The sequence below is a fragment of the Streptomyces sp. NPDC003035 genome (assembly GCF_042888285.1).
In the GTDB taxonomy this organism is placed as follows: domain Bacteria; phylum Actinomycetota; class Actinomycetes; order Streptomycetales; family Streptomycetaceae; genus Streptomyces.
Genome location: NZ_JBIAPJ010000003.1, coordinates 412672 through 429828, shown reverse-complemented (window position 1 = coordinate 429828; position 17157 = coordinate 412672). Strand labels below are relative to the sequence as shown.

The 17157-nt window shown below is 72.2% G+C and carries 17 protein-coding genes; 6 read left to right on the top strand and 11 right to left on the bottom strand.

All coding sequences use genetic code 11. The features are described 5' to 3' along the window. The first annotated feature begins 13 nt into the window (after window positions 1-13). Window positions 14-1060: a lactonase family protein gene (locus ACFYV5_RS11620; RefSeq protein ID WP_389167236.1), complete on the top strand. Its 1047-nt coding sequence runs from the start codon at window positions 14-16 to the stop codon at window positions 1058-1060. A gap of 79 nt (window positions 1061-1139) precedes the next feature. Here the strand turns inward: ACFYV5_RS11620 and ACFYV5_RS11615 are convergent, their stop codons facing one another. Both ACFYV5_RS11615 and ACFYV5_RS11610 read right to left on the bottom strand, forming a co-directional pair. Beyond that, window positions 1140-2057, bottom strand: a complete 918-nt coding sequence (locus ACFYV5_RS11615; protein WP_389167234.1) for a sirohydrochlorin chelatase — start codon at window positions 2055-2057, stop codon at window positions 1140-1142. A gap of 87 nt (window positions 2058-2144) precedes the next feature. Continuing rightward, entirely contained in the window at window positions 2145-3131 is a 987-nt protein-coding gene (locus ACFYV5_RS11610; RefSeq protein WP_389167231.1) for an N-acetylglucosamine kinase, read from the bottom strand. An 89-nt stretch (window positions 3132-3220) separates the two neighbouring features. Here ACFYV5_RS11610 and ACFYV5_RS11605 point away from each other — a divergent pair, with 89 nt between their 5' ends. Beyond that, window positions 3221-3898, top strand: coding sequence for a uracil-DNA glycosylase (locus ACFYV5_RS11605; protein ID WP_389167229.1), 678 nt, complete (start codon window positions 3221-3223; stop codon window positions 3896-3898). Window positions 3899-3950: 52 nt separating this feature from the next. On the opposite strand, the gene ACFYV5_RS11600 is transcribed toward ACFYV5_RS11605, so the two are convergent. Together ACFYV5_RS11600 and ACFYV5_RS11595 are read right to left on the bottom strand one after the other, a co-directional pair. Further along, a complete protein-coding gene (locus tag ACFYV5_RS11600) occupies window positions 3951-5036 on the bottom strand; it encodes a WD40/YVTN/BNR-like repeat-containing protein (protein WP_389167227.1) in 1086 nt (361 codons plus the stop codon). Window positions 5037-5180: 144 nt separating this feature from the next. Continuing rightward, window positions 5181-6263, bottom strand: a complete 1083-nt coding sequence (locus ACFYV5_RS11595) for an NADH:flavin oxidoreductase/NADH oxidase (RefSeq protein ID WP_389167224.1) — start codon at window positions 6261-6263, stop codon at window positions 5181-5183. 126 nt (window positions 6264-6389) lie between these two features. On the opposite strand from ACFYV5_RS11595, the gene ACFYV5_RS11590 reads away from it, so the two are divergent. Then, window positions 6390-6737: a helix-turn-helix transcriptional regulator gene (locus ACFYV5_RS11590; RefSeq protein ID WP_355110430.1), complete on the top strand. Its 348-nt coding sequence runs from the start codon at window positions 6390-6392 to the stop codon at window positions 6735-6737. A 146-nt stretch (window positions 6738-6883) separates the two neighbouring features. On the opposite strand, the gene ACFYV5_RS11585 is transcribed toward ACFYV5_RS11590, so the two are convergent. After that, the gene (locus ACFYV5_RS11585; RefSeq protein WP_389167221.1) at window positions 6884-8242 is read right to left on the bottom strand and encodes an FAD-dependent oxidoreductase; all 1359 of its coding nucleotides are present in this window, start codon (window positions 8240-8242) and stop codon (window positions 6884-6886) included. A 179-nt stretch (window positions 8243-8421) separates the two neighbouring features. Next, window positions 8422-9072 (bottom strand): DUF305 domain-containing protein, encoded by a 651-nt coding sequence (locus tag ACFYV5_RS11580; protein WP_389167219.1) that lies wholly within the window; start codon window positions 9070-9072, stop codon window positions 8422-8424. Window positions 9073-9264: 192 nt separating this feature from the next. Between ACFYV5_RS11580 and ACFYV5_RS11575 the strand changes: the two genes are divergently transcribed. Continuing rightward, window positions 9265-10797, top strand: coding sequence for an LVIVD repeat-containing protein (locus ACFYV5_RS11575; protein ID WP_389167216.1), 1533 nt, complete (start codon window positions 9265-9267; stop codon window positions 10795-10797). On the opposite strand, the gene ACFYV5_RS11570 is transcribed toward ACFYV5_RS11575, so the two are convergent. The 4 genes from ACFYV5_RS11570 to ACFYV5_RS11555 form a co-directional block, all read right to left on the bottom strand. Further along, window positions 10773-11507 (bottom strand): helix-turn-helix domain-containing protein, encoded by a 735-nt coding sequence (locus ACFYV5_RS11570; RefSeq protein WP_355110433.1) that lies wholly within the window; start codon window positions 11505-11507, stop codon window positions 10773-10775. The two genes, ACFYV5_RS11575 and ACFYV5_RS11570, sit on opposite strands and share 25 nt — an antisense overlap. Window positions 11508-11636: 129 nt before the next feature. Then, entirely contained in the window at window positions 11637-12314 is a 678-nt protein-coding gene (locus ACFYV5_RS11565) for a phosphatase PAP2 family protein (RefSeq protein WP_389167213.1), read from the bottom strand. 47 nt (window positions 12315-12361) lie between these two features. After that, window positions 12362-13297: a M56 family metallopeptidase gene (locus tag ACFYV5_RS11560; protein ID WP_355110435.1), complete on the bottom strand. Its 936-nt coding sequence runs from the start codon at window positions 13295-13297 to the stop codon at window positions 12362-12364. Between the two features lie 98 nt (window positions 13298-13395). Continuing rightward, window positions 13396-13953 (bottom strand): DUF5134 domain-containing protein, encoded by a 558-nt coding sequence (locus ACFYV5_RS11555; protein ID WP_389167210.1) that lies wholly within the window; start codon window positions 13951-13953, stop codon window positions 13396-13398. A 143-nt stretch (window positions 13954-14096) separates the two neighbouring features. On the opposite strand from ACFYV5_RS11555, the gene ACFYV5_RS11550 reads away from it, so the two are divergent. Next, window positions 14097-14648, top strand: coding sequence for a GNAT family N-acetyltransferase (locus tag ACFYV5_RS11550; protein WP_355110437.1), 552 nt, complete (start codon window positions 14097-14099; stop codon window positions 14646-14648). 55 nt (window positions 14649-14703) lie between these two features. Here the strand turns inward: ACFYV5_RS11550 and ACFYV5_RS11545 are convergent, their stop codons facing one another. Then, on the bottom strand, window positions 14704-15387 hold the full coding sequence (locus tag ACFYV5_RS11545) for a glycerophosphodiester phosphodiesterase family protein (RefSeq protein ID WP_355110438.1): 684 nt from the start codon (window positions 15385-15387) through the stop codon (window positions 14704-14706). Window positions 15388-15744: 357 nt separating this feature from the next. On the opposite strand from ACFYV5_RS11545, the gene ACFYV5_RS11540 reads away from it, so the two are divergent. Then, the gene (locus ACFYV5_RS11540) at window positions 15745-17151 is read left to right on the top strand and encodes a DUF6421 family protein (RefSeq protein ID WP_389167207.1); all 1407 of its coding nucleotides are present in this window, start codon (window positions 15745-15747) and stop codon (window positions 17149-17151) included. Window positions 17152-17157: the final 6 nt, after the last annotated feature.

The following is a 17157-nucleotide window of genomic DNA, read 5'->3' as shown; positions in this document are numbered from 1 at the left end:
GAGGGGAGACGCCATGGGCGGCACAGACGCGCGGGAACCGGTACGGGCCTTCATCGGATCGTTCACCTCGGACGGGGGCCGCGGCATCCTCACCGCCGACGTGGACGCCTCCACCGGCGCCCTGACCGTCACCGGCGCCACCGACGCGCTCGCCGACCCGTCCTTCCTCGCCCTCGCGGGCACCGTGCTGTACGCCGTCTCCGAGACCGAGGAAGGCGTCGCGGCCGCCTTCGACGTGACCGGAGCCGTACCGCGGCCCCTCGGCGCTCCCGTGGCCGTGCGCGGCGCGGGACCCACCCACCTCGCCGTCGCCGCGGGCCACGTCCTCACCGCCAACTACGGTTCCGGCAGCGTCACCGCCCTGCCCGTCGGCCCGGACGGCGCGCTCGGCCCGGCCACCGACGTCGCCCGGCACGAAGGCTCCGGACCGGTCGCCGACCGCCAGAGCGGCCCGCACGCCCACCAGGTCCTGCCCGCACCCGGCGGAGCCTGGGCGACCGCCGTGGACCTCGGCACCGACTCCGTACGGATCTACGCCCTGGACGCCCGCTCCGGTGCCCTGCGCCCGCACGGGGAGACCGCCCTGCGCCCCGGTACGGGCCCGCGCCACCTGGCCTTCCACCCGGACGGGACCCACGCCTACGTCCTGAACGAGCTGGAGCCCACCCTCACCGTCTGCCGCTGGGACGCGACCGCCGGCACCCTCACACCCGTCGCGGAGACGCCCGTGGTCCCCGAAGGCGCCACCGGGCCGAGCTACCCCTCCGAGGTGGTCGTCGCCCCCGACGGACGCTTCCTCTGGGCCGCCGTGCGCGGCGACGACACCATCGCCGTCCTCGCCCTGGACCCCGACGGCGAGAAGGCCGTCCTCGTCGCCACCGTGCCCTGTGGCGGACGGTGGCCCCGCGACCTGGCCCTCGACCCCTCGGGGAGGCGGCTGTACGCGGCCAACGAGCGCTCCGGCGACGTGACCTGGTTCGACATCGACGCGCAGAGCGGTGTTCCGCGCCGCGCCGGCGCGATCGAGGCCCCGGCCGCCTCCTGCGTGGTCATCGGCTGAGACCAGCGGCGTACGAGCGATACGGAAGGGCCCGCACCGGACATGTCCGGTGCGGGCCCTTCCGTATGCCGTGGAGCGATCAGACGGCCGGGGCGCCCTGCTGCGGGGCGATGCCCAGCGCGGCCGTGTACTGCGAGAGCACCAGCTTGCCGATCGCCGGGTAGGCGCCCAGCGGCTCGGCGGCGGCGCAGTCGGCCTCCTTGGCGGCCGCGTCGAGCAGGCCGTCGGCCAGCTCGGGACCGATCAGGTAGGGGGCGAGCGCCAGTTGTACGGAGCCGGAACCGCGCAGCTGCTCGGCGATCGCGGTGATGGAGCCCTCCTGGTCCAGCGCGGCGGCCATGACCGGGACGGCCAGCCGGGCGGCCAGGAGCATGCCGGTGATGCCTGCGGCCTGCACGGCCTCCTCGCCGCCGACCGTGGCCAGGACGATGCCGTCGGCGGCCGTGGCCACCGTGAAGAGCCGGGCGCGGTCGGCACGGGCCAGACCGGCCTCCGACAGGCGCACGTGCAGGGCCTCCGCGAGCAGCGGGTGCGGACCGAGGACGTCCGTCAGCTCGGCGACGTTGCCACTGTCCATCACGGCCTGGCGGATCCGGCGCATCAGGGCGCTGTCCGGGCCGGCGAGCAGCGGCACCACGACGGCGGCAGGACCCTCGGGGGCGCTGACCTCGCGGCCGGCGGCCAGAGCCAGCTCGTACCGCTCGGTGCGCAGCGTCTCGGCGCGCGTCAGCACGTTCTCGAGGGTGGGGTACTCGGCGTCGTCACCGTCCAGGTAGCCGATCACGCCGTCCAGGCCGGGCAGCTCGGAGCGGGCGATGCTCACGACCTCCTCGGCCAGCGAGCGTATGGCGGCCGACGGCGTACCGGGGACGGCGAGAACGAGCGCGGGAGCACCCTCGGGAGCCGCCACGGGTTCGGGGCGACGGTGCCGTCCGGGCTGACGGGGTCGCGGCATTCGTACAGGCAGGCCGGAAGCAGGCCCAGTGGGGGAGCTCATGGCGCCGCATGTTACTGGTTTCGCCCGCCGCGCAGTGCGGTGAGGTGCAGCAGAGCGTAATCTGCCCCTCTTTGTCCGAACCGTCGTTTACCGGGTCAATTGCAGCAGCCGCGGCTCCGTGGGCAGCCGGAGCGTGTCCGTGGCCAGCCAGGCGGCGAGGGCGAGCGATCCGGCGAGCGGATCCCCGGCCGCCGGCGTCGGGCGAGCGTGCGGCAGGTGGTCCGCCAGCTCCGCCCGCAGCGGTACGAGGAGCGGGTCACCCATCATGAAGAGGCCACCCGTCAGAGCCACTTCGGGCGCACCCGCGGCCGGGCACACGGCGGACGCGGCCTCGGCCACGTGCGCGGCGGCCCGCCGCAGGATCTCCGCCGCCACCGGGTCACCGGCCGTGGCGGCGTGCGCGACCTCGGGTGCGAAGGAGGCCAGCACGGCGGGCCGGTCGGACCGCGGGTACAGCGCCGCCGGCAGTCCCGCCGCGGGACCGAACCGCTCCTCGGCCCGGGCGAGCAGCGCCGGAGAACCGCCGCGCCGCCCGTCGAAGGCCCGCATCGCCGCCTCCAGGCCGGCCCGGCCGATCCAGGCACCGCTGCCGCAGTCGCCGAGCAGATGGCCCCAGCCGTCGGCCCTGCGCCAGGTGTTCAGGTCCGTGCCGAGCGCGATCAGACCCGTGCCGCCCGCGACGACGGCCCCGGGGCGCTGCCCGAGGGCCCCGGCGTACGCGGTGACGGCGTCGGCGGCCAGCGCCAGACGCCGTACGCCGAGCGCCTGATCGAGAGCGCCGGGCAGCACGGCGCGCAGCTCGTCGCCGAGCGTCGCCATTCCGGCGGCCCCGACCGCCACGGCGACGACGGCCCCCGCCCCCGCGCGGCCCCGCATCGCCTCGACGGCGGGCAGCACCTGCGCGAGGAGAGGGGCCGCCTCGATCCCCCCGGGACCGGTCCGCACGGGCTCACGGGACGCCACGGTCTCCACGGCGACCCCGTCCGCCGCCCGCCCGAGGGCGATCCGCAGCCCGGACCCACCCGAGTCGACCCCGACCACCCAGGCGTCGGCGCTGGAGACGTACGACCTCATGGACCCGCTCCGGAGATGAGAGAAGTGACGACATCGCGCACCCTAGCCCCGGTTCGGGTGACTCCGGTGGGCCGGTAGGGTGATCTGCCGTGGCAGCTAGACCGTTGAGTGAACTGGTGGAGCCCGGCTGGGCCGAGGCACTGCGTCCCGTGGCCGACCGTGTCGCGGCGATGGGCGACTTCCTGCGTGCGGAGATCGCGGCGGGACGGACCTACCTGCCGGCGGGACAGCACGTCCTGCGGGCCTTTCAGCAGCCCTTCGACGAGGTGCGGGTGCTGATCGTGGGTCAAGACCCCTACCCGACCCCGGGGATGGCCATCGGCCACAGCTTCGCGGTCGCGCCCGAGGTCCGTTCCCTGCCCGGCAGCCTGGAGAACATCTTCCGGGAGCTGCACACCGACCTCGGCCTGCCCAGGCCCTCCAACGGCGACCTGACCCCGTGGACCCGACAGGGCGTGCTCCTCCTCAACAGGGCGCTGACGACGGCCCCCCGCAAGCCCGCCGCCCACCGCGGCAAGGGCTGGGAGGAAGTGACCGAGCAGGCCATCCGCGCCCTCGCCGCGCGCGGAAAGCCGATGGTCTCGATCCTCTGGGGACGCGACGCCCGCGACGCCCGCCCGCTCCTCGGCGACCTGCCGGCGATCGAGTCCGCCCACCCCTCCCCGATGTCGGCCGACCGCGGCTTCTTCGGCTCCCGCCCCTTCAGCCGCGCGAACGACCTCCTCGTCCGCCTCGGCGCGCAACCGGTGGACTGGCAGCTGCCCTGAGGGCCTCGTCGGCCCGCCCGTGGTCAGCCTCGGGTGGGGCCCGCCCGTCCGCTCACCCGACCACCGCCGCGCGCACGCAGAGCACGTCCGGCAGGTGCTCGGCCAGGAGCTGCCAGCTGTCGCCGTCGTCCGCGCTGGCGTACACCTCGCCGTTGCGGTTGCCGAAATACACGCCCGCCGGGCTGCCGTCGTCCGTGCACATCGCGTCCCGCAGCACCGTGCCGTAGTGGTCGCCCTCCGGCAGGCCGGTCGTCAGCGCCTCCCAGCTGCCTCCCGCGTCACTCGTGCGATAGACACGGCAGCGGCGTCCGGCGGGCACCCGGTCCTCGTCCGCGTTGATGGGGAACACATAGGCCACATCGGGTCGATGGGGGTGCGCGACCACCGTGAAGCCGAAGTCGGAGGGGAGTCCGGCACCGATGTCGGTCCACTTCGTCCCCGCGTCGTCACTGCGGTACACACCCCAGTGGTTCTGCAGATAGAGCCGGTCCAGGTCACCCGCGTCCTGCGCGATCTTGTGCACGCACTGACCGAACTCCGGGTTCGGATCCGGCAGGAACACCGCGGACACCCCCTGGTTGGACGGGTTCCAGCTCGCCCCTCCGTCGCGCGAGCGGAACACCCCGGCCGTCGACACCGCGACCGTCACCGCCTCCGGATCGCGCGGATCCGTCACGATCGTGTGCACGGCCTCGCCGCCCCCGCCCGGCATCCACCGGGACCGCGTGGGGTGCTCCCACAGCGGACGCACCAGCTCGAACGACGCGCCGCCGTCCTCGGATCTGAAGAGCGCGGCCGGTTCCGTCCCCGCGTAGACGACGTCCGGGGAGTGCGCGGGTGCGGGGTGCAGCTGCCAGACCCGCTCCAGCGACGCGCCCGTGTCCTTGGGGAACTTCACCGCCGGCTTCGGCGGCTCGGTCCAGCCGGCGCCGAGATCGTCGGAGCGGAAGACGGACGGACCCCAGTGCGAGCTGTCGCCGCCGACGAGGAGCCGGGGCGTGGACCTTCGGGTGTCGATGGCGACCGAATAGATCGCCTGCGCGTTGAAGTGGGGATCGTCGAACTCCCATCGGCCGTCGCGCCTTCGGCCGATGAACAGACCCTTGCGGGTGCCTACGGTCAGAACTACGTCGGGCATGGCCGACACCTCCAGGACGCCGTTGTCGCGGATACGGGCCAGTCTGCACCCCGCCACTGACAGCGGCCCCCGGAACGGGCTTCTCCCCAGGTCGGCGCCGTGTGCCGCGTCGACCCGGGGAGAAGTCCGCAGGGGAGGGAGTGCTCAGATCGCCCAGGCGTACTGGCTCGGCGCATGGGTCTGCGCGCCCAGTTCGCGCGCCGCCCGGCGGGCCCAGGAGGCGTCGCGGAGCAGCTCGCGCCCGAGCAGGACGGCGTCGGCCTCCCCGTTGGCGAGGATCTTCTCGGCCTGCTCGGGCTCCGTGATGAGTCCCAGGGCGGCGACGGGCAGGCCGGTCTCGGCCCTCACCCGGGCCGCGAACGGCACCTGGTAGCCGGGGCCGACCGGAATCTCGGCGGGGCCGCCGTTGCCGCCGCTGGAGACGTCGAGGAGATCGACCCCGTGCTCCTGGAGCAGGGCCGCGAGGCGCACGGTCTCGTCCGGCGTCCAGCCCTGTTCCCCGAGCCAGTCGGTGGCCGAGATCTTGAAGAAGACCGGCAGCTCCTCGGGCCACACCGCCCGTACGGCGTCGACGACTTCGAGGGCCAGCCGGGTGCGGTTCTCGAAGGAGCCGCCGTACGCGTCGGTGCGGTGGTTGCTGTGCGGGGAGAGGAACGAGCTGATGAGGTAGCCGTGGGCGCCGTGCACCTCGACGACCTCGAAGCCGGCGTCGAGCGCGCGGCGGGCCGCGTCCGCGAACTGGCCGACGATCTCCTTGATCTGTTCGACCGTCAGCTCGACCGGGACCGGGTAGCCCTCGGCGAACGGGACCGGGCTCGGTCCGAGCGGCTGCCAGCCGTGGTCGTCCGGTGCGACAGGGCCCCGGCCCTCCCAGGGACGCTTGGTGGACGCCTTGCGGCCGCCGTGCGCGAGCTGGATGCCGGGCACGGTGCCGTGCTCCTTCAGGAACCGGGCGATGCGGCGGAGCGCCTCGGCCTGGGTGTCGTTCCAGATGCCGAGGTCGGCGGGGCTGATCCGGCCCTCGGGGGAGACCGCGGTGGCCTCGACGAGGATCAGGCCCGTACCGCCGGTGGCGCGGGCGCCGTAGTGGGCGAAGTGCCAGTCGTGGGCGACGCCCGCGTTCGGGCCGGACACCTCTGCCGAGTACTGGTCCATCGGCGCCATCCACACCCGGTTCGGGATGGTCAGCGACCGCAGGGTGTACGGCTCGAAGAGGGCGACGCTCATGGCGGACTCCGTTTCAAGGGGCCTTCGGTTGATGGTCGTACGATACTCATCGTAGTACGCCATCTGTCAAACTACGAGAGTTCTCGTACGATGGGTGCGTACCCCGGATGAACTGGAGCCGCCGCCATGACGACCGCGACCAACCCTCGGGTCCTGGACCACCCCGCGCGGGAGGAGATCCGCCTGGAGGGTGTGCTGCACGCGCTGTCCGACGCGGTGAGGCTGCGGATCGTCAGCGACATGGCGCGCGAGGGCACCGAGCTGAGCTGCTCGTTCTTCGACCTCCCGGTGACCAAGTCGACGACGACGCACCACTTCCGCGTGCTGCGCGAGAGCGGCGTCATCCAGCAGATCTACCGGGGCACCGCCAAACTGAACGCCCTGCGCCGCGACGACCTGGACGCCCTCTTCCCCGGCCTCCTCGACAGCGTCCTGCGGGCGGCCGGGGCGCAGGAGCAGCGCCTGGGAGCCTGAAGCGGGCGGGACCCGCTACGTGACGTGCGGGATCGCCAGGGGCTCAGGCCGCCGCCGGCTCACGCCGCCAGCTCACGCCGCCACGGGCTCACGCGCCAGCCACGCCGCCCACGGGCTCACGCGCCAGCTCCTGCGCCCCCGGGTCCTCACGGGCCCTCCCGCGCGGCCGCCCGGAGTCCCGCCCAGTCCGGGATCTTCACCCGGCCGCGGCCCAGGGAGACGCCCAGGGCCGACTCCGCGCGCTCGATGGAGAGCCAGCCGGGCCAGGCGACCGGTTCGTGGCCCAGGTCCCGCAGCGCTCCGACGGGGTCGGCCGTCACCGGTCGCGCGGAGAGCTCCGCCGCGTCGGCCAGCAGGGAGGTCACCGTCTCCTTGGCGCACGGCCGGTTGGTGCCGATGACCCCCGTGGGGCCTCGCTTGATCCAGCCGGCGACGTACTCGCCCGCCGACGGCACACCGTCCCGCAGCACCCGCCCCGCCTCGTTCGGGACGACCCCGCGGGCCTCGTCGAACGGCAGCCCGGACAGCGCGATCCCCTTGTAGCCGACCGCCCGCAGGACCAGCTGGGCCTCGATCTCCTCGTACCGTCCCGTGCCCCGCACACCGCCGGCTCCGTCCGGCTCCGTCCGTTCGAAGCGGACGGCGGCCACCCGGCCGTCCTCGCCGAGCAGCTCCACCGGCCGCAGGAAGAACCTCAGCCGGATGCGCCGCGCCGCCTCCTGCGCCACCGCGTCCCCGGCGCCCGTCGCCCATCCGCGGACGACCTCCAGATTGCGCCGGTTCACGGCAGGCAGTGCCGCGGGGTCCGCGAACGAGGGATCCAGAGCCAGGTCCGCCGGCTCCACCTCCACCCGCGCACCCTCCAGACCGCCCAGCTCCCGCAGCTCCTTCGTCGTGAACTTGGCCTGGCCGGGGCCCCGCCGCCCCACCATGTGCACCTCGCGGACCCGGCTGGCCGCCAGGGCCGTCAGGGCCCCCTGCGGCACGTCGGTGGCCCGCAGTTCGTCCGCGCCCCGGGCCAGGATCCGGGTGACGTCCACCGCCACGTTTCCCACGCCGATCACCACCGCTGAGCGCCCGTCGAGGGGGAACCCGTGGCCCACGGCATCGGGATGGGCGCTGTACCAGGAGACGAATTCCGTCGCCGAGTGGCTGCCCGCCAGGTCCTCGCCCGGCACCCCGAGCCGACGGTCCCGCGCCGCGCCCACGCAGTACACGACCGCGTGGTACAGCTCCAGGAGCCGGGCCGGGGTCAGCCCCCGCGCACCCACCTCGACATTGCCGACGAACCCGACGCGCTCGTCCTCCAGGACCACCCGCAGGTTCTGCTGCAGCGACTTGATCTTCTCGTGGTCGGGCGCGACACCGTAACGGACCAGACCGTACGGGCAGGGCAGCCGGTCCAGGACGTCGACCCGCACCCCGGGCACCACCGACTGCTGGACCAGCGACTGGGCCGTGTAGACCCCGCTGGGCCCGGAACCGACGACAGCGACACGCAGCACGGCCGGACTCCTTCCCGCCGCGGGGATTCCCGCCGAGACGCTTCCAGCATGGCACCGGAAGCCCCTGCGGGGGAGACGCGCGACGGGCCGGGTCGCCCGGACGGCCCCGGAGCCGCTCCCCGATCCCGCCCCCTCGATCCCGACCCACGCCGTCGAGCCGCGCCGGCATCCAGCCGCACCTACATCGAGCGCATGCGGTTGATCTCCGACGTCTGCTGCGCGATGACGTCGTTCGCCATCTCCTCCACCAGGACGTTGTTCCCCTGCCCCAGCACCTCGGCCGCCATCGTCACCGCCCCCTCGTGGTGCGTGATCATCAGCTTCAGGAACAGCTCGTCGAACGCCGCGCCCTTCGCCTTCCGCAGCTCCGCCAACTGGGCCTCGGTCGCCATGCCCGGCATCGTGTGGTGGTCGTGACCGCCCTGCTCACGCGGGCCGCCGTTGTTCTTCAGCCACCCCTCCATCGCGTCGATCTCCGGCTTCTGCGCCGCCGTGATCCGGTCGGCCAACTTCTTGACCTGGGCCGATGCGGCGCGCTGCGGAGCCAGCGCGGTCATCGTGAGCGCCTGCCGGTGATGGACGATCATCATCTGCGCATAGCTGAAGTCCGCCGCGTTGGGCTTGTCGTCGGGCAGCAGCCGGGACGCCTCGGCGGGCGATATCCGCCGCGCCGGTTCGCCCGGCTTGCCGGGCGCCACCACCGCGGGGCCCGTGGACGCCTTGCCCTGCGGCGTGCCGCCGTCCGGGGCCGACTCGCAGGCGGACAGCGCCCCTATCGCCACGGCGCACAGCGCGACGGCGACAGCTCCACGGATACGGCGGTTCAACAAGGCGACCTCCAGGGGTGGTTCCGAGGGACCGAGGGACGTGCGTCGAGCACCGTTCCTAGCATGCTTCTCAGGGGCGTCGAGCAAAAACATTCATGACATCTGTGTTGCCATCTGTTGAGATGTGCACGCTAAGGACGATACTGCCGACGTCCATCACCCGTTCAACTACGAACGGATCCAAGGGAGGACGGAGTGACTTCGTTGCGTACCACGCGCATCACGCGTACCCCGCGTGCTCGGATCAGAGGTCTGGGTGTGGCGACCGCCGCCGCCGGACTGCTGGTCAGCCTGCTCGCGGCGGGCCCGGCAGCCGCCACACCCGACCCGGGTGACGCCCCGGCGTCGCAGGGCACCGTCAGCTCGGAACAGGCGGCCGAAGCCCGGTCCGCCATCCAGAGCGGCGAGATACCCGGCGTGGACGAGATCGTCCACAGCGACAACATCCAGCACCTCGTGAACATCCCCAAGGACGCTCTCAAGGGCACCAACTCCGACCTGGCCTTCCAGGGCACGTACGCCTTCGCCGGCAACTACGACGGCTTCCGCATCTTCGACATCAGCAACCCGCGCGCCCCGAAGACGGTCGCCCAGGTCCTGTGCCCCGGATCGCAGAACGACATCTCCGTCTCCGGCAACCTCGTCTTCCTCTCCACCGACTCCTCCCGCAGCGACAACTCCTGTGCCAGCGTCAGCCAGCCGGCCACGGAGAAGTCCTCCTGGGAGGGCATGAAGATCTTCGACATCAGCGACATCACCAACCCGAAGTACGTCGCCGCCGTCGAGACCGCCTGTGGCTCGCACACCCACACGCTGGTGCCCAAGAAGAAGGACGTGTACGTCTACGTCTCCTCGTACTCGCCCAACGCCGCGTTCCCGGACTGCCAGCCTCCGCACGACGGCATCTCGGTCATCAAGGTGCCCCGCAAGGCGCCCGAGAAGGCCGCGATCGTGAGCTTCCCCGTCCTGTTCCCGGGCGAGGGCCCGAACGGAGGCGGCAACCCCGGCAGTCCCACCAACCCGGGTGTCTCCAAGACCACCGGCTGCCACGACATCACCGTGCTGCCGAGCAAGGACCTCGCGGCCGGCGCCTGCATGGGTGACGGCATCCTCTTCGACATCGAGGACCCGGAGCACCCGAAGGTCATCGACCAGGTCCAGGACAACGTCAACTTCGCGTTCTGGCACTCGGCGACCTTCAACCAGAGGGCGAACAAGGTCGTCTTCACCGACGAGCTCGGCGGCGGCTCCGGCGCGACCTGCAACGAGGCCGTCGGCCCGAACCGCGGCGCCGACGGCATCTACGACATCGTCGGCAAGGGCGACAACCGCAAGCTCGTCTTCCGCAGCTACTTCAAGATCCCCCGCCACCAGGCGAACACCGAGAACTGCGTCGCCCACAACGGCTCGCTGATCCCGGTCAAGGGCAAGGACCTCATGGTCCAGGCCTGGTACCAGGGCGGTGTCTCGGTCTGGGACTTCACCGACTCCGCCAAGCCCAAGGAGATCGCCTACTTCGAGCGCGGTCCGCTCTCCGCCACCACCATCAGCACGGGTGGCTCGTGGTCCGCGTACTACTACAACGGCTACATCTACTCGAACGACATGGCGAAGGGCTTCGACGTGCTGAAGCTCGACGACCGTCGTACGGACCCGGCGAAGCGTGTCCGGATGGACGCGCTCAACGTCCAGACCCAGCCGGACTACTTCGAGGACTTCGAGGACTGAGTCACTGAGGACCCAGCCCTCGCAGGCTGGGCCTTGGCAGGCTGAGCCTTCGAGGGCTGATACGGCACCCGGCTCCGTAACGCGGACGCCGTGAAGGGCAGGCCGTCGGGCGGACCCCCGTCCGGCGGCACGCCCTGCTCCCAGTCCAGCCCGTAGCGGTGGAACAGCTCCGCCCGCAGCCGGGCCATCGGCATCGGCGCCCCCGGCAGCAGCACCGCCACGACGGCGCCCATCAGCAGCGCCCGCAGCAGCGGATAGTCCGCGTCGACGTTCGCGGAGCCGTAGCGCGTCACCGTGTCCCGCAGCAGGAACGCCAGCCGCTGCTGCTCCGGACACTGCACGAACCCCTCGGCCTGCAGGATGCCCGCCATGTGCGTCCGCATGAGCACGGGGCGGTCCACCGCCAGTCCGAGAATCGCGTCGATGGCCCGTGCCATCCGCTCCCGGCCGTCCTCGGTCCGCGGCTCGCGTTCCAGCGCCTCCTCCAGCGTGAGGTGCATCAGCCGGTGCACGGCCGACTGCAGGAGCTGCCGCTTGCCGGGGAAGTAGTACGAGATCAGACCACGTGCCGAGCCCGCGCGCTCGGCGATGTCGCCCAGCGTCGTCGCCTCGTACCCCCGCTCCGAAACCAGCTCGACGGTCGCCTGCAGCAGCCGCTCCCGGGAGCGTCGCCGGAGCTCTTCATTGACCGATGGGCTACGCGGGGACATGCTGGACTCCTGCGTTGACTGGCTCGCAGCCAATATACTCAGCGCAGTCTGCTGTCGCGCCTTCGTGGCTGGTCAGCGGGTTTGCCGTCTGCTCTGGGCGACGCGGGGGATCGTCCAGGGCAGGCGGCTTCATCGCGTCTCCTCCATTCTGCTCCGCCCGGAGCCCCTCGGACCGGCCCGTCCGGTGCCCCGTCCGTACGTGCGGAACGTGAGGATCGACACCACCACGAAGAAGCAGCCGAGCAGCCAGCCGGCCACCACGTCCGACGGCCAGTGCACCCCGAGATAGACCCGGGTCCACCCCACACCGAGCACCGACACCAGGGCGGCCACCGCGGCCACGCTCCAGCCGCGCCAACCCTCCCGCCAGTGCAGGGCGAGCACCCAGAGCAGCAGTCCGCAGCTCACGGCCGCCGTCATCGCATGTCCCGAGGGGAACGCCGCGTAGTGCGCGGAGTCCACCGGATCCGGCCAGCCGGGCCGCTCCCGGTCCACCGCCCACTTCGTGCCCTGCTGCACGGCCGCCGTCAGCAGGCTGGTCACCGTCAGCCACAGGGCGAGCGGCCGCTCGCGCCGGCACCACAGCACCACGACCGTGACGGCGATCAGCGCGCGCATGGTCCACGGATCCCACACCCAGTCGCTCAGGATCCGGTTCAGCTGGGTGAAACCCGGCTCGGCCACGGCGCTGCGGTGCAGTTCCTCGGAGACCGACCGGTCCAGCGAGAGCAGTGGCGGCCAGCCCACGGCCACGAGGACGAGCAGCAGTACGGCCAGGGCACCGGAGACCACGGCGGAGGAACGCATGAACCGATCTTCCCCGAACCACGCGCCGGTACGCCGCAGTCCCCCGACTATCCGAGCACCCTCAGGGCGGGCACGAAGGCCACCAGGACCGGCACCACCGGGACGAACGCCGCCGTCGCCGTCAGCCGCAGCCGCCGCCCGGCGGTGAGTCGCGGAGCGGCGGTGAGGAGACGGTTGACCCGCTGCGGAAGATCCGCGTCCGCTGTCGTTCCGGGCCCGAACACCCCGCGCTCCTCGTTCAGTTCCACCAGCGCCAGCGCGATCGTCAGCCGCCCGAACCGCCGCGACGCGACATCGTCGGCCGCGAGCTCCACCAGCCGGTGCATCTCGCCGCGGAAGGCGGCGAAGACCGGAATCCCCGGGAAGCCTTCCGCCAGCGCCCCGGAGCAGTGCAGCAGCCAGTCGTGGCGGGCCCGGGCGTGTCCCTGCTCGTGCGCGAGCACCGCGTCGAGCTGGCGGCCCTTCAGCCGGCGCAGCGCCGCCGTCGTGATGACCAGCCGCGGCGCGGCCCCCGGCAGCCACCAGGCGTCCGGACGCTCGCCCTCCAGCACGACGAGACGCTCACCGCTCGGCTCCTCGCCCGGCAACAGGGGCGCACGGACGAGCAGTTCGCCACGGCGCTGCCGACGGCGGGCCCGCGCGCGGCTGATCTCCCGGCCGAGCATCGCGCCGGTCCACAGTCCGCCGCAGGCCAGGACCACCGCGAGCACCGCCGACCAGGGGTGGTGGGTGCCCAGTTCGTACGCCTCGATCACCCCGCGCGGCGCGGGCGCGAAGACCTGACCCCGAACCACCTGCCAGGCGGCCGCGGCGCTGAACGTCATCGACAGTGCGAAGCTCAGCAGCACCGCCGCCACCACGCACTGCCACATCCACAGGGCCACCACGGGCTCGCGTTCCGCCCAGTCCGACCGTGCCAGCAGCCGTGGGGCCACGGCGGCGGTCAGGACGCCGAGCGCGAGCAGCGCGAGGGAGACCAACATGTGTCCAGCCTATGAGGGCCTGCTACTCGGGGGTATGGCCTCGCGCGCCAAGTGACGTACGCCACGGTTTCGACGGCGGCCGGGTCAGGGTCACGGGTTCACAGCGTCACGAGCATCGCCAGCATCGCGAGCGCCATCGACAGCCGGCACACCAGCGCCAACTCCGGCCGGTTCGCCCAGGCCGCCGGCGGACCGCCCGCGGGCACCGCCACCGGGACGAGCCGCGCCCCCGTGCGGAGCACGTACACGGCGTAGTAGACGAGGAGCGCACCCGTCAGGAGGGGCACGCCCCCGGTGCTCCCGGCCGCGTGCCCTCCGTGCGCCCCCTGGGCCGGGACCGCCATCGCCACCGCCATGTAGACCATCGCCAAGGAGCCCAGCAGATGGTGCAGATGGTGACCCCCGCGCCGTACCGCCGACAACGCGCGCACGGCCGCCACCCCGAACACGGCGACGTACACCGCCCACGACCAGGAGGGCGGCGTGAGGACGGCCGCCGGCAGCGACATCGCGGCCATCCCGAAGCCCATCACGGCCTCGCTCCCCGCCGCCCTGCGCTCCTCACCCGCACACCTGCGCATCCTCAGCAGGCAGTACACCCCGCTCGCCCCGCACAGCGTCAGCAACAGCCAGCCCGACAACGCCGGTCCGTGCACGACACACCTCCCGTGGGTCTCCCCGGGGTCGATGCCCGCGCGCGGTCCGACCTACGCGAGCGCACAGGCGTACGCGGGGGGAGCACGCCCAGGGGCGTTACGCTCGGGGGATCGTCAGCGCCCCGAGGGGAGACCGGAACAGCATGGACACCGCCACATCCCAGGACACCGGCCGGATCGCCTACCGCGACGCGGTCGAGGACGACGTCCCGGTCCTCGTCCCGCTCGTCCAGTCGGCCTATCGCGGCGACGCGAGCCGGGGCGGCTGGACCACCGAGGCGGACCTCCTGCAGGGGCAGCGGACCGACGCCGAGGGGGTGCGCGCCGTCATCACGACCCCGGGCAGCCGGCTGATGGTGGTGGAGCGCGACGGCGAGATCGTCGCCTGCTGCCAGCTCGAACACCGCGGGGACGCCGCCTACTTCGGCATGTTCGCGGTCCGCCCCGAGCTCCAGGGCGCCGGTCTGGGCCGAGTGATCATCGCCGAGGCGGAGCGCCGGGTCCAGGAGCTCTGGGGCGTCCGCGAGATGCACATGACGGTGATCTCCGTGCGAGAGGAGCTCATCGCCTGGTACGAGCGGCGCGGCTACCGCCGTACGGGAGAGATGACCCCGTTCCCGTACGGCGACGAGCGCTTCGGTGTCCCGCAGCGGGACGACCTGCAGTTCGAGCTCCTGGTGAAGCCGCTGGCCTGAGGCCGCTGCTCTGAGGCCGGGGGCCGGGACTCGGGCCGGACCCCCGGGCCGGGACTCAGGCCGTGAAGCGGCCGGTGCGACGGATCTCCGGGTAGTCGGTCGTCGCGCCGTCCAGCTCCAGGGCGCGCGCCAGCCGCAGGTGGTCCTGGGTGTTCACGACCCAGCCGATGACCCGCAGACCCTCCCGGTGCGCGCGCTCGACGGTGTCCAGGGTGAGGTGCCGGATGTTCAGGACGAGGGCGCCGGCGCCGACCGCCTTCGCCCGGTCCACGAGGTCGGCACCCCACAGGTCGGCGACGAGCGCGGTCCGCACGCCGGGGACCAGCCGGGCGATCTCCACGAGGGCCTCGTCGTGGAAGGAGAGGACCTCCACGCGCGCCACGAGGTCTCGCCGGTTCAGCACCTCGGCGAGCGTCCGGGCGGCGGCCACGTCCTTGATCTCGGCCTGGAGCGGCGACCGCACCGCGTCCAGGACCTCCTCGAAGACGGGGACGCGCTCCCCGGCGCCCGCGTCCAGCTCGCGTAGCTCGGCGAGGGTCTTCTCGGCGATGGGGCCGCTGCCGTCGGTGGTCCGGCCGACGTCGGCGTCGTGCATGACGACGAGGGCGCCGTCCTTGCTCAGATGGAGATCCAGCTCGATGACGTCCATCCCGGCCTGCTCGGCCCGGACGAAGGAGCGCAGGGTGTTCTCGGGCTCGACGCCCATGACTCCGCGATGACCGATGGTGAGGAAACTCAAGATCTTCTCGCTTCCGTCGATGTCCGGGTCCGTCGATGTCCGGGCCCGGGTCCGGGTCCCTCCGGGCTCCCGGTGCGGCTCGTCGCGCAGCCTAATGACTTCGTCGCGAGAAGGAAGCGCACGCGCGCGGGGCGTCGGAGGGAGCCGCTCCGGGCGCACGGGGCTCCACGGGGCGCCCGGAGCGCTTCACGGGGTCACCCCCGGCGCGGCGGATGCGATGGCCTCAACCCTCCCCGACAGGAAAATTCACGGTGACCATGGGGGTTGCGCAGGATAATTTCTCTTCCCCCTCTTGTCTGAAGGAACCGCAGACCTATACGGTGTGTTGACGCGAGGTTCTCCTGTGGAGGAAGAGGCATGACGGAAATTCTTGTGCAGGACGTGACCGGTGGGGGGATATCCACCGCTGCTCCGGTGATCGAACACCCTGCCTGGCCCGAGCTCAAGAATGCCGTGGAGGAGATTCGTCCCTGGCAGAGCAAGGACGGGTCCATCGACTTCGAGGCCGAGGACGCGCCGAACCGCGCCCTCGCCGAGCTCGCGGTCGACCGCATCGTGGCCGCCGTCGAGCAGCTCTCCCCGCTGCTCCCGCACGACGCCGCGTACCACCGCGCGCTCGTCGCCGACCTGCGCAAGTGGGTCGAGGGCGGCTTCGGGGTTCCGGACTTCCTGGACTCCCTGCTGGCCTTCCAGCCGGCCGCCGACCGCCGGGACGGACTCCAGCACCTGGCGCTCTTCCCGATGTACACGCAGAACGGCAACCCGGACCGCAACCTCGAAGCGGTCGTGCTGCGCATGGTCTGGCCGGAGTGGCTCTCCGAGCTGGAGCGCACCCGCTACGACAACCCGCTGTTCTGCGGCATCACCTTCGAGGACTTCACCGCCGGTTACGACACCAACTCGGCCGTCCTCTTCCCCGAGACCATCGCCGTGCGCGAGGCCCCCGAGCGCTTCAGCTGGGGCGGCATCTTCTGCGACCGCGAGGCCGCCCGCTTCCGCAAGGTCACCGAGGCCGCCGTCGACATCCTCGGCATCGAGCTGCCCGAGGACATCGCCGCCATGGTCCAGGACCAGAAGCGCTGCGAGGCCGCCTTCGTGCTCTGGGACATGGTCCACGACCGCACCCACAGCCACGGCGACCTGCCCTTCGACCCCTTCATGATCAAGCAGCGCCAGCCGTTCTGGATGTACGGCCTGGAGGAGCTGCGCTGTGACCTCACCGCCTTCAAGGAGGCCGTGAAGCTCGAGGCCGAGGGCAACGCCCACGGCCGTGACGTGCAGTACGCCGTCCTCTTCGACCGGATGTTCCGCTTCCCCGTCACCGGCGACCGCAACCGCAACTACGACGGTCTGGGCGGCCAGCTCCTCTTCGCGTACCTCCACAAGCACGACGTGGTGCGCTGGACGGACAACACGCTCAAGATCGACTGGCAGCGGGCCCCCGAGGTCACCAACCAGCTCTGCGGCGAGATCGAGAAGCTGTACCGCGAGGGCATCGACCGCCCCAAGCTGGTCCACTGGTTCAAGGCGTACGAACTCGTCTCCACCTACCTCGCTCCGCACCCCGGCTCGCGCTGGGCCAAGGGCCCCGACGCCCTGGACCTCTCGCTGCCGCCGCGCAAGCTCGTCGACGACGTGCTTCCGGACGAGTTTCCGCTCAGCATGTTCTATGAGGCCCTGTCCAAGAAGCTGAAGGACGTGATCGCCTCCACCAAGGGCATCACCGCCGCGAACGCTTCGTGGGCCGAGCAGGCTGCCGCGTGAACCCAG

Coding starts and splice junctions, on each gene's coding strand:
- ACFYV5_RS11620 (WP_389167236.1), top strand. CDS start 14: ATGGGCGGCACAGACGCGCGGGAACCGGTACGGGCCTTCATCGGATCG.
- ACFYV5_RS11615 (WP_389167234.1), bottom strand. CDS start 2,057: ATGAGCTCCCCCACTGGGCCTGCTTCCGGCCTGCCTGTACGAATGCCG.
- ACFYV5_RS11610 (WP_389167231.1), bottom strand. CDS start 3,131: ATGAGGTCGTACGTCTCCAGCGCCGACGCCTGGGTGGTCGGGGTCGAC.
- ACFYV5_RS11600 (WP_389167227.1), bottom strand. CDS start 5,036: ATGCCCGACGTAGTTCTGACCGTAGGCACCCGCAAGGGTCTGTTCATC.
- ACFYV5_RS11595 (WP_389167224.1), bottom strand. CDS start 6,263: ATGAGCGTCGCCCTCTTCGAGCCGTACACCCTGCGGTCGCTGACCATC.
- ACFYV5_RS11590 (WP_355110430.1), top strand. CDS start 6,390: ATGACGACCGCGACCAACCCTCGGGTCCTGGACCACCCCGCGCGGGAG.
- ACFYV5_RS11570 (WP_355110433.1), bottom strand. CDS start 11,507: ATGTCCCCGCGTAGCCCATCGGTCAATGAAGAGCTCCGGCGACGCTCC.
- ACFYV5_RS11565 (WP_389167213.1), bottom strand. CDS start 12,314: ATGCGTTCCTCCGCCGTGGTCTCCGGTGCCCTGGCCGTACTGCTGCTC.
- ACFYV5_RS11560 (WP_355110435.1), bottom strand. CDS start 13,297: ATGTTGGTCTCCCTCGCGCTGCTCGCGCTCGGCGTCCTGACCGCCGCC.
- ACFYV5_RS11550 (WP_355110437.1), top strand. CDS start 14,097: ATGGACACCGCCACATCCCAGGACACCGGCCGGATCGCCTACCGCGAC.
- ACFYV5_RS11540 (WP_389167207.1), top strand. CDS start 15,745: ATGACGGAAATTCTTGTGCAGGACGTGACCGGTGGGGGGATATCCACC.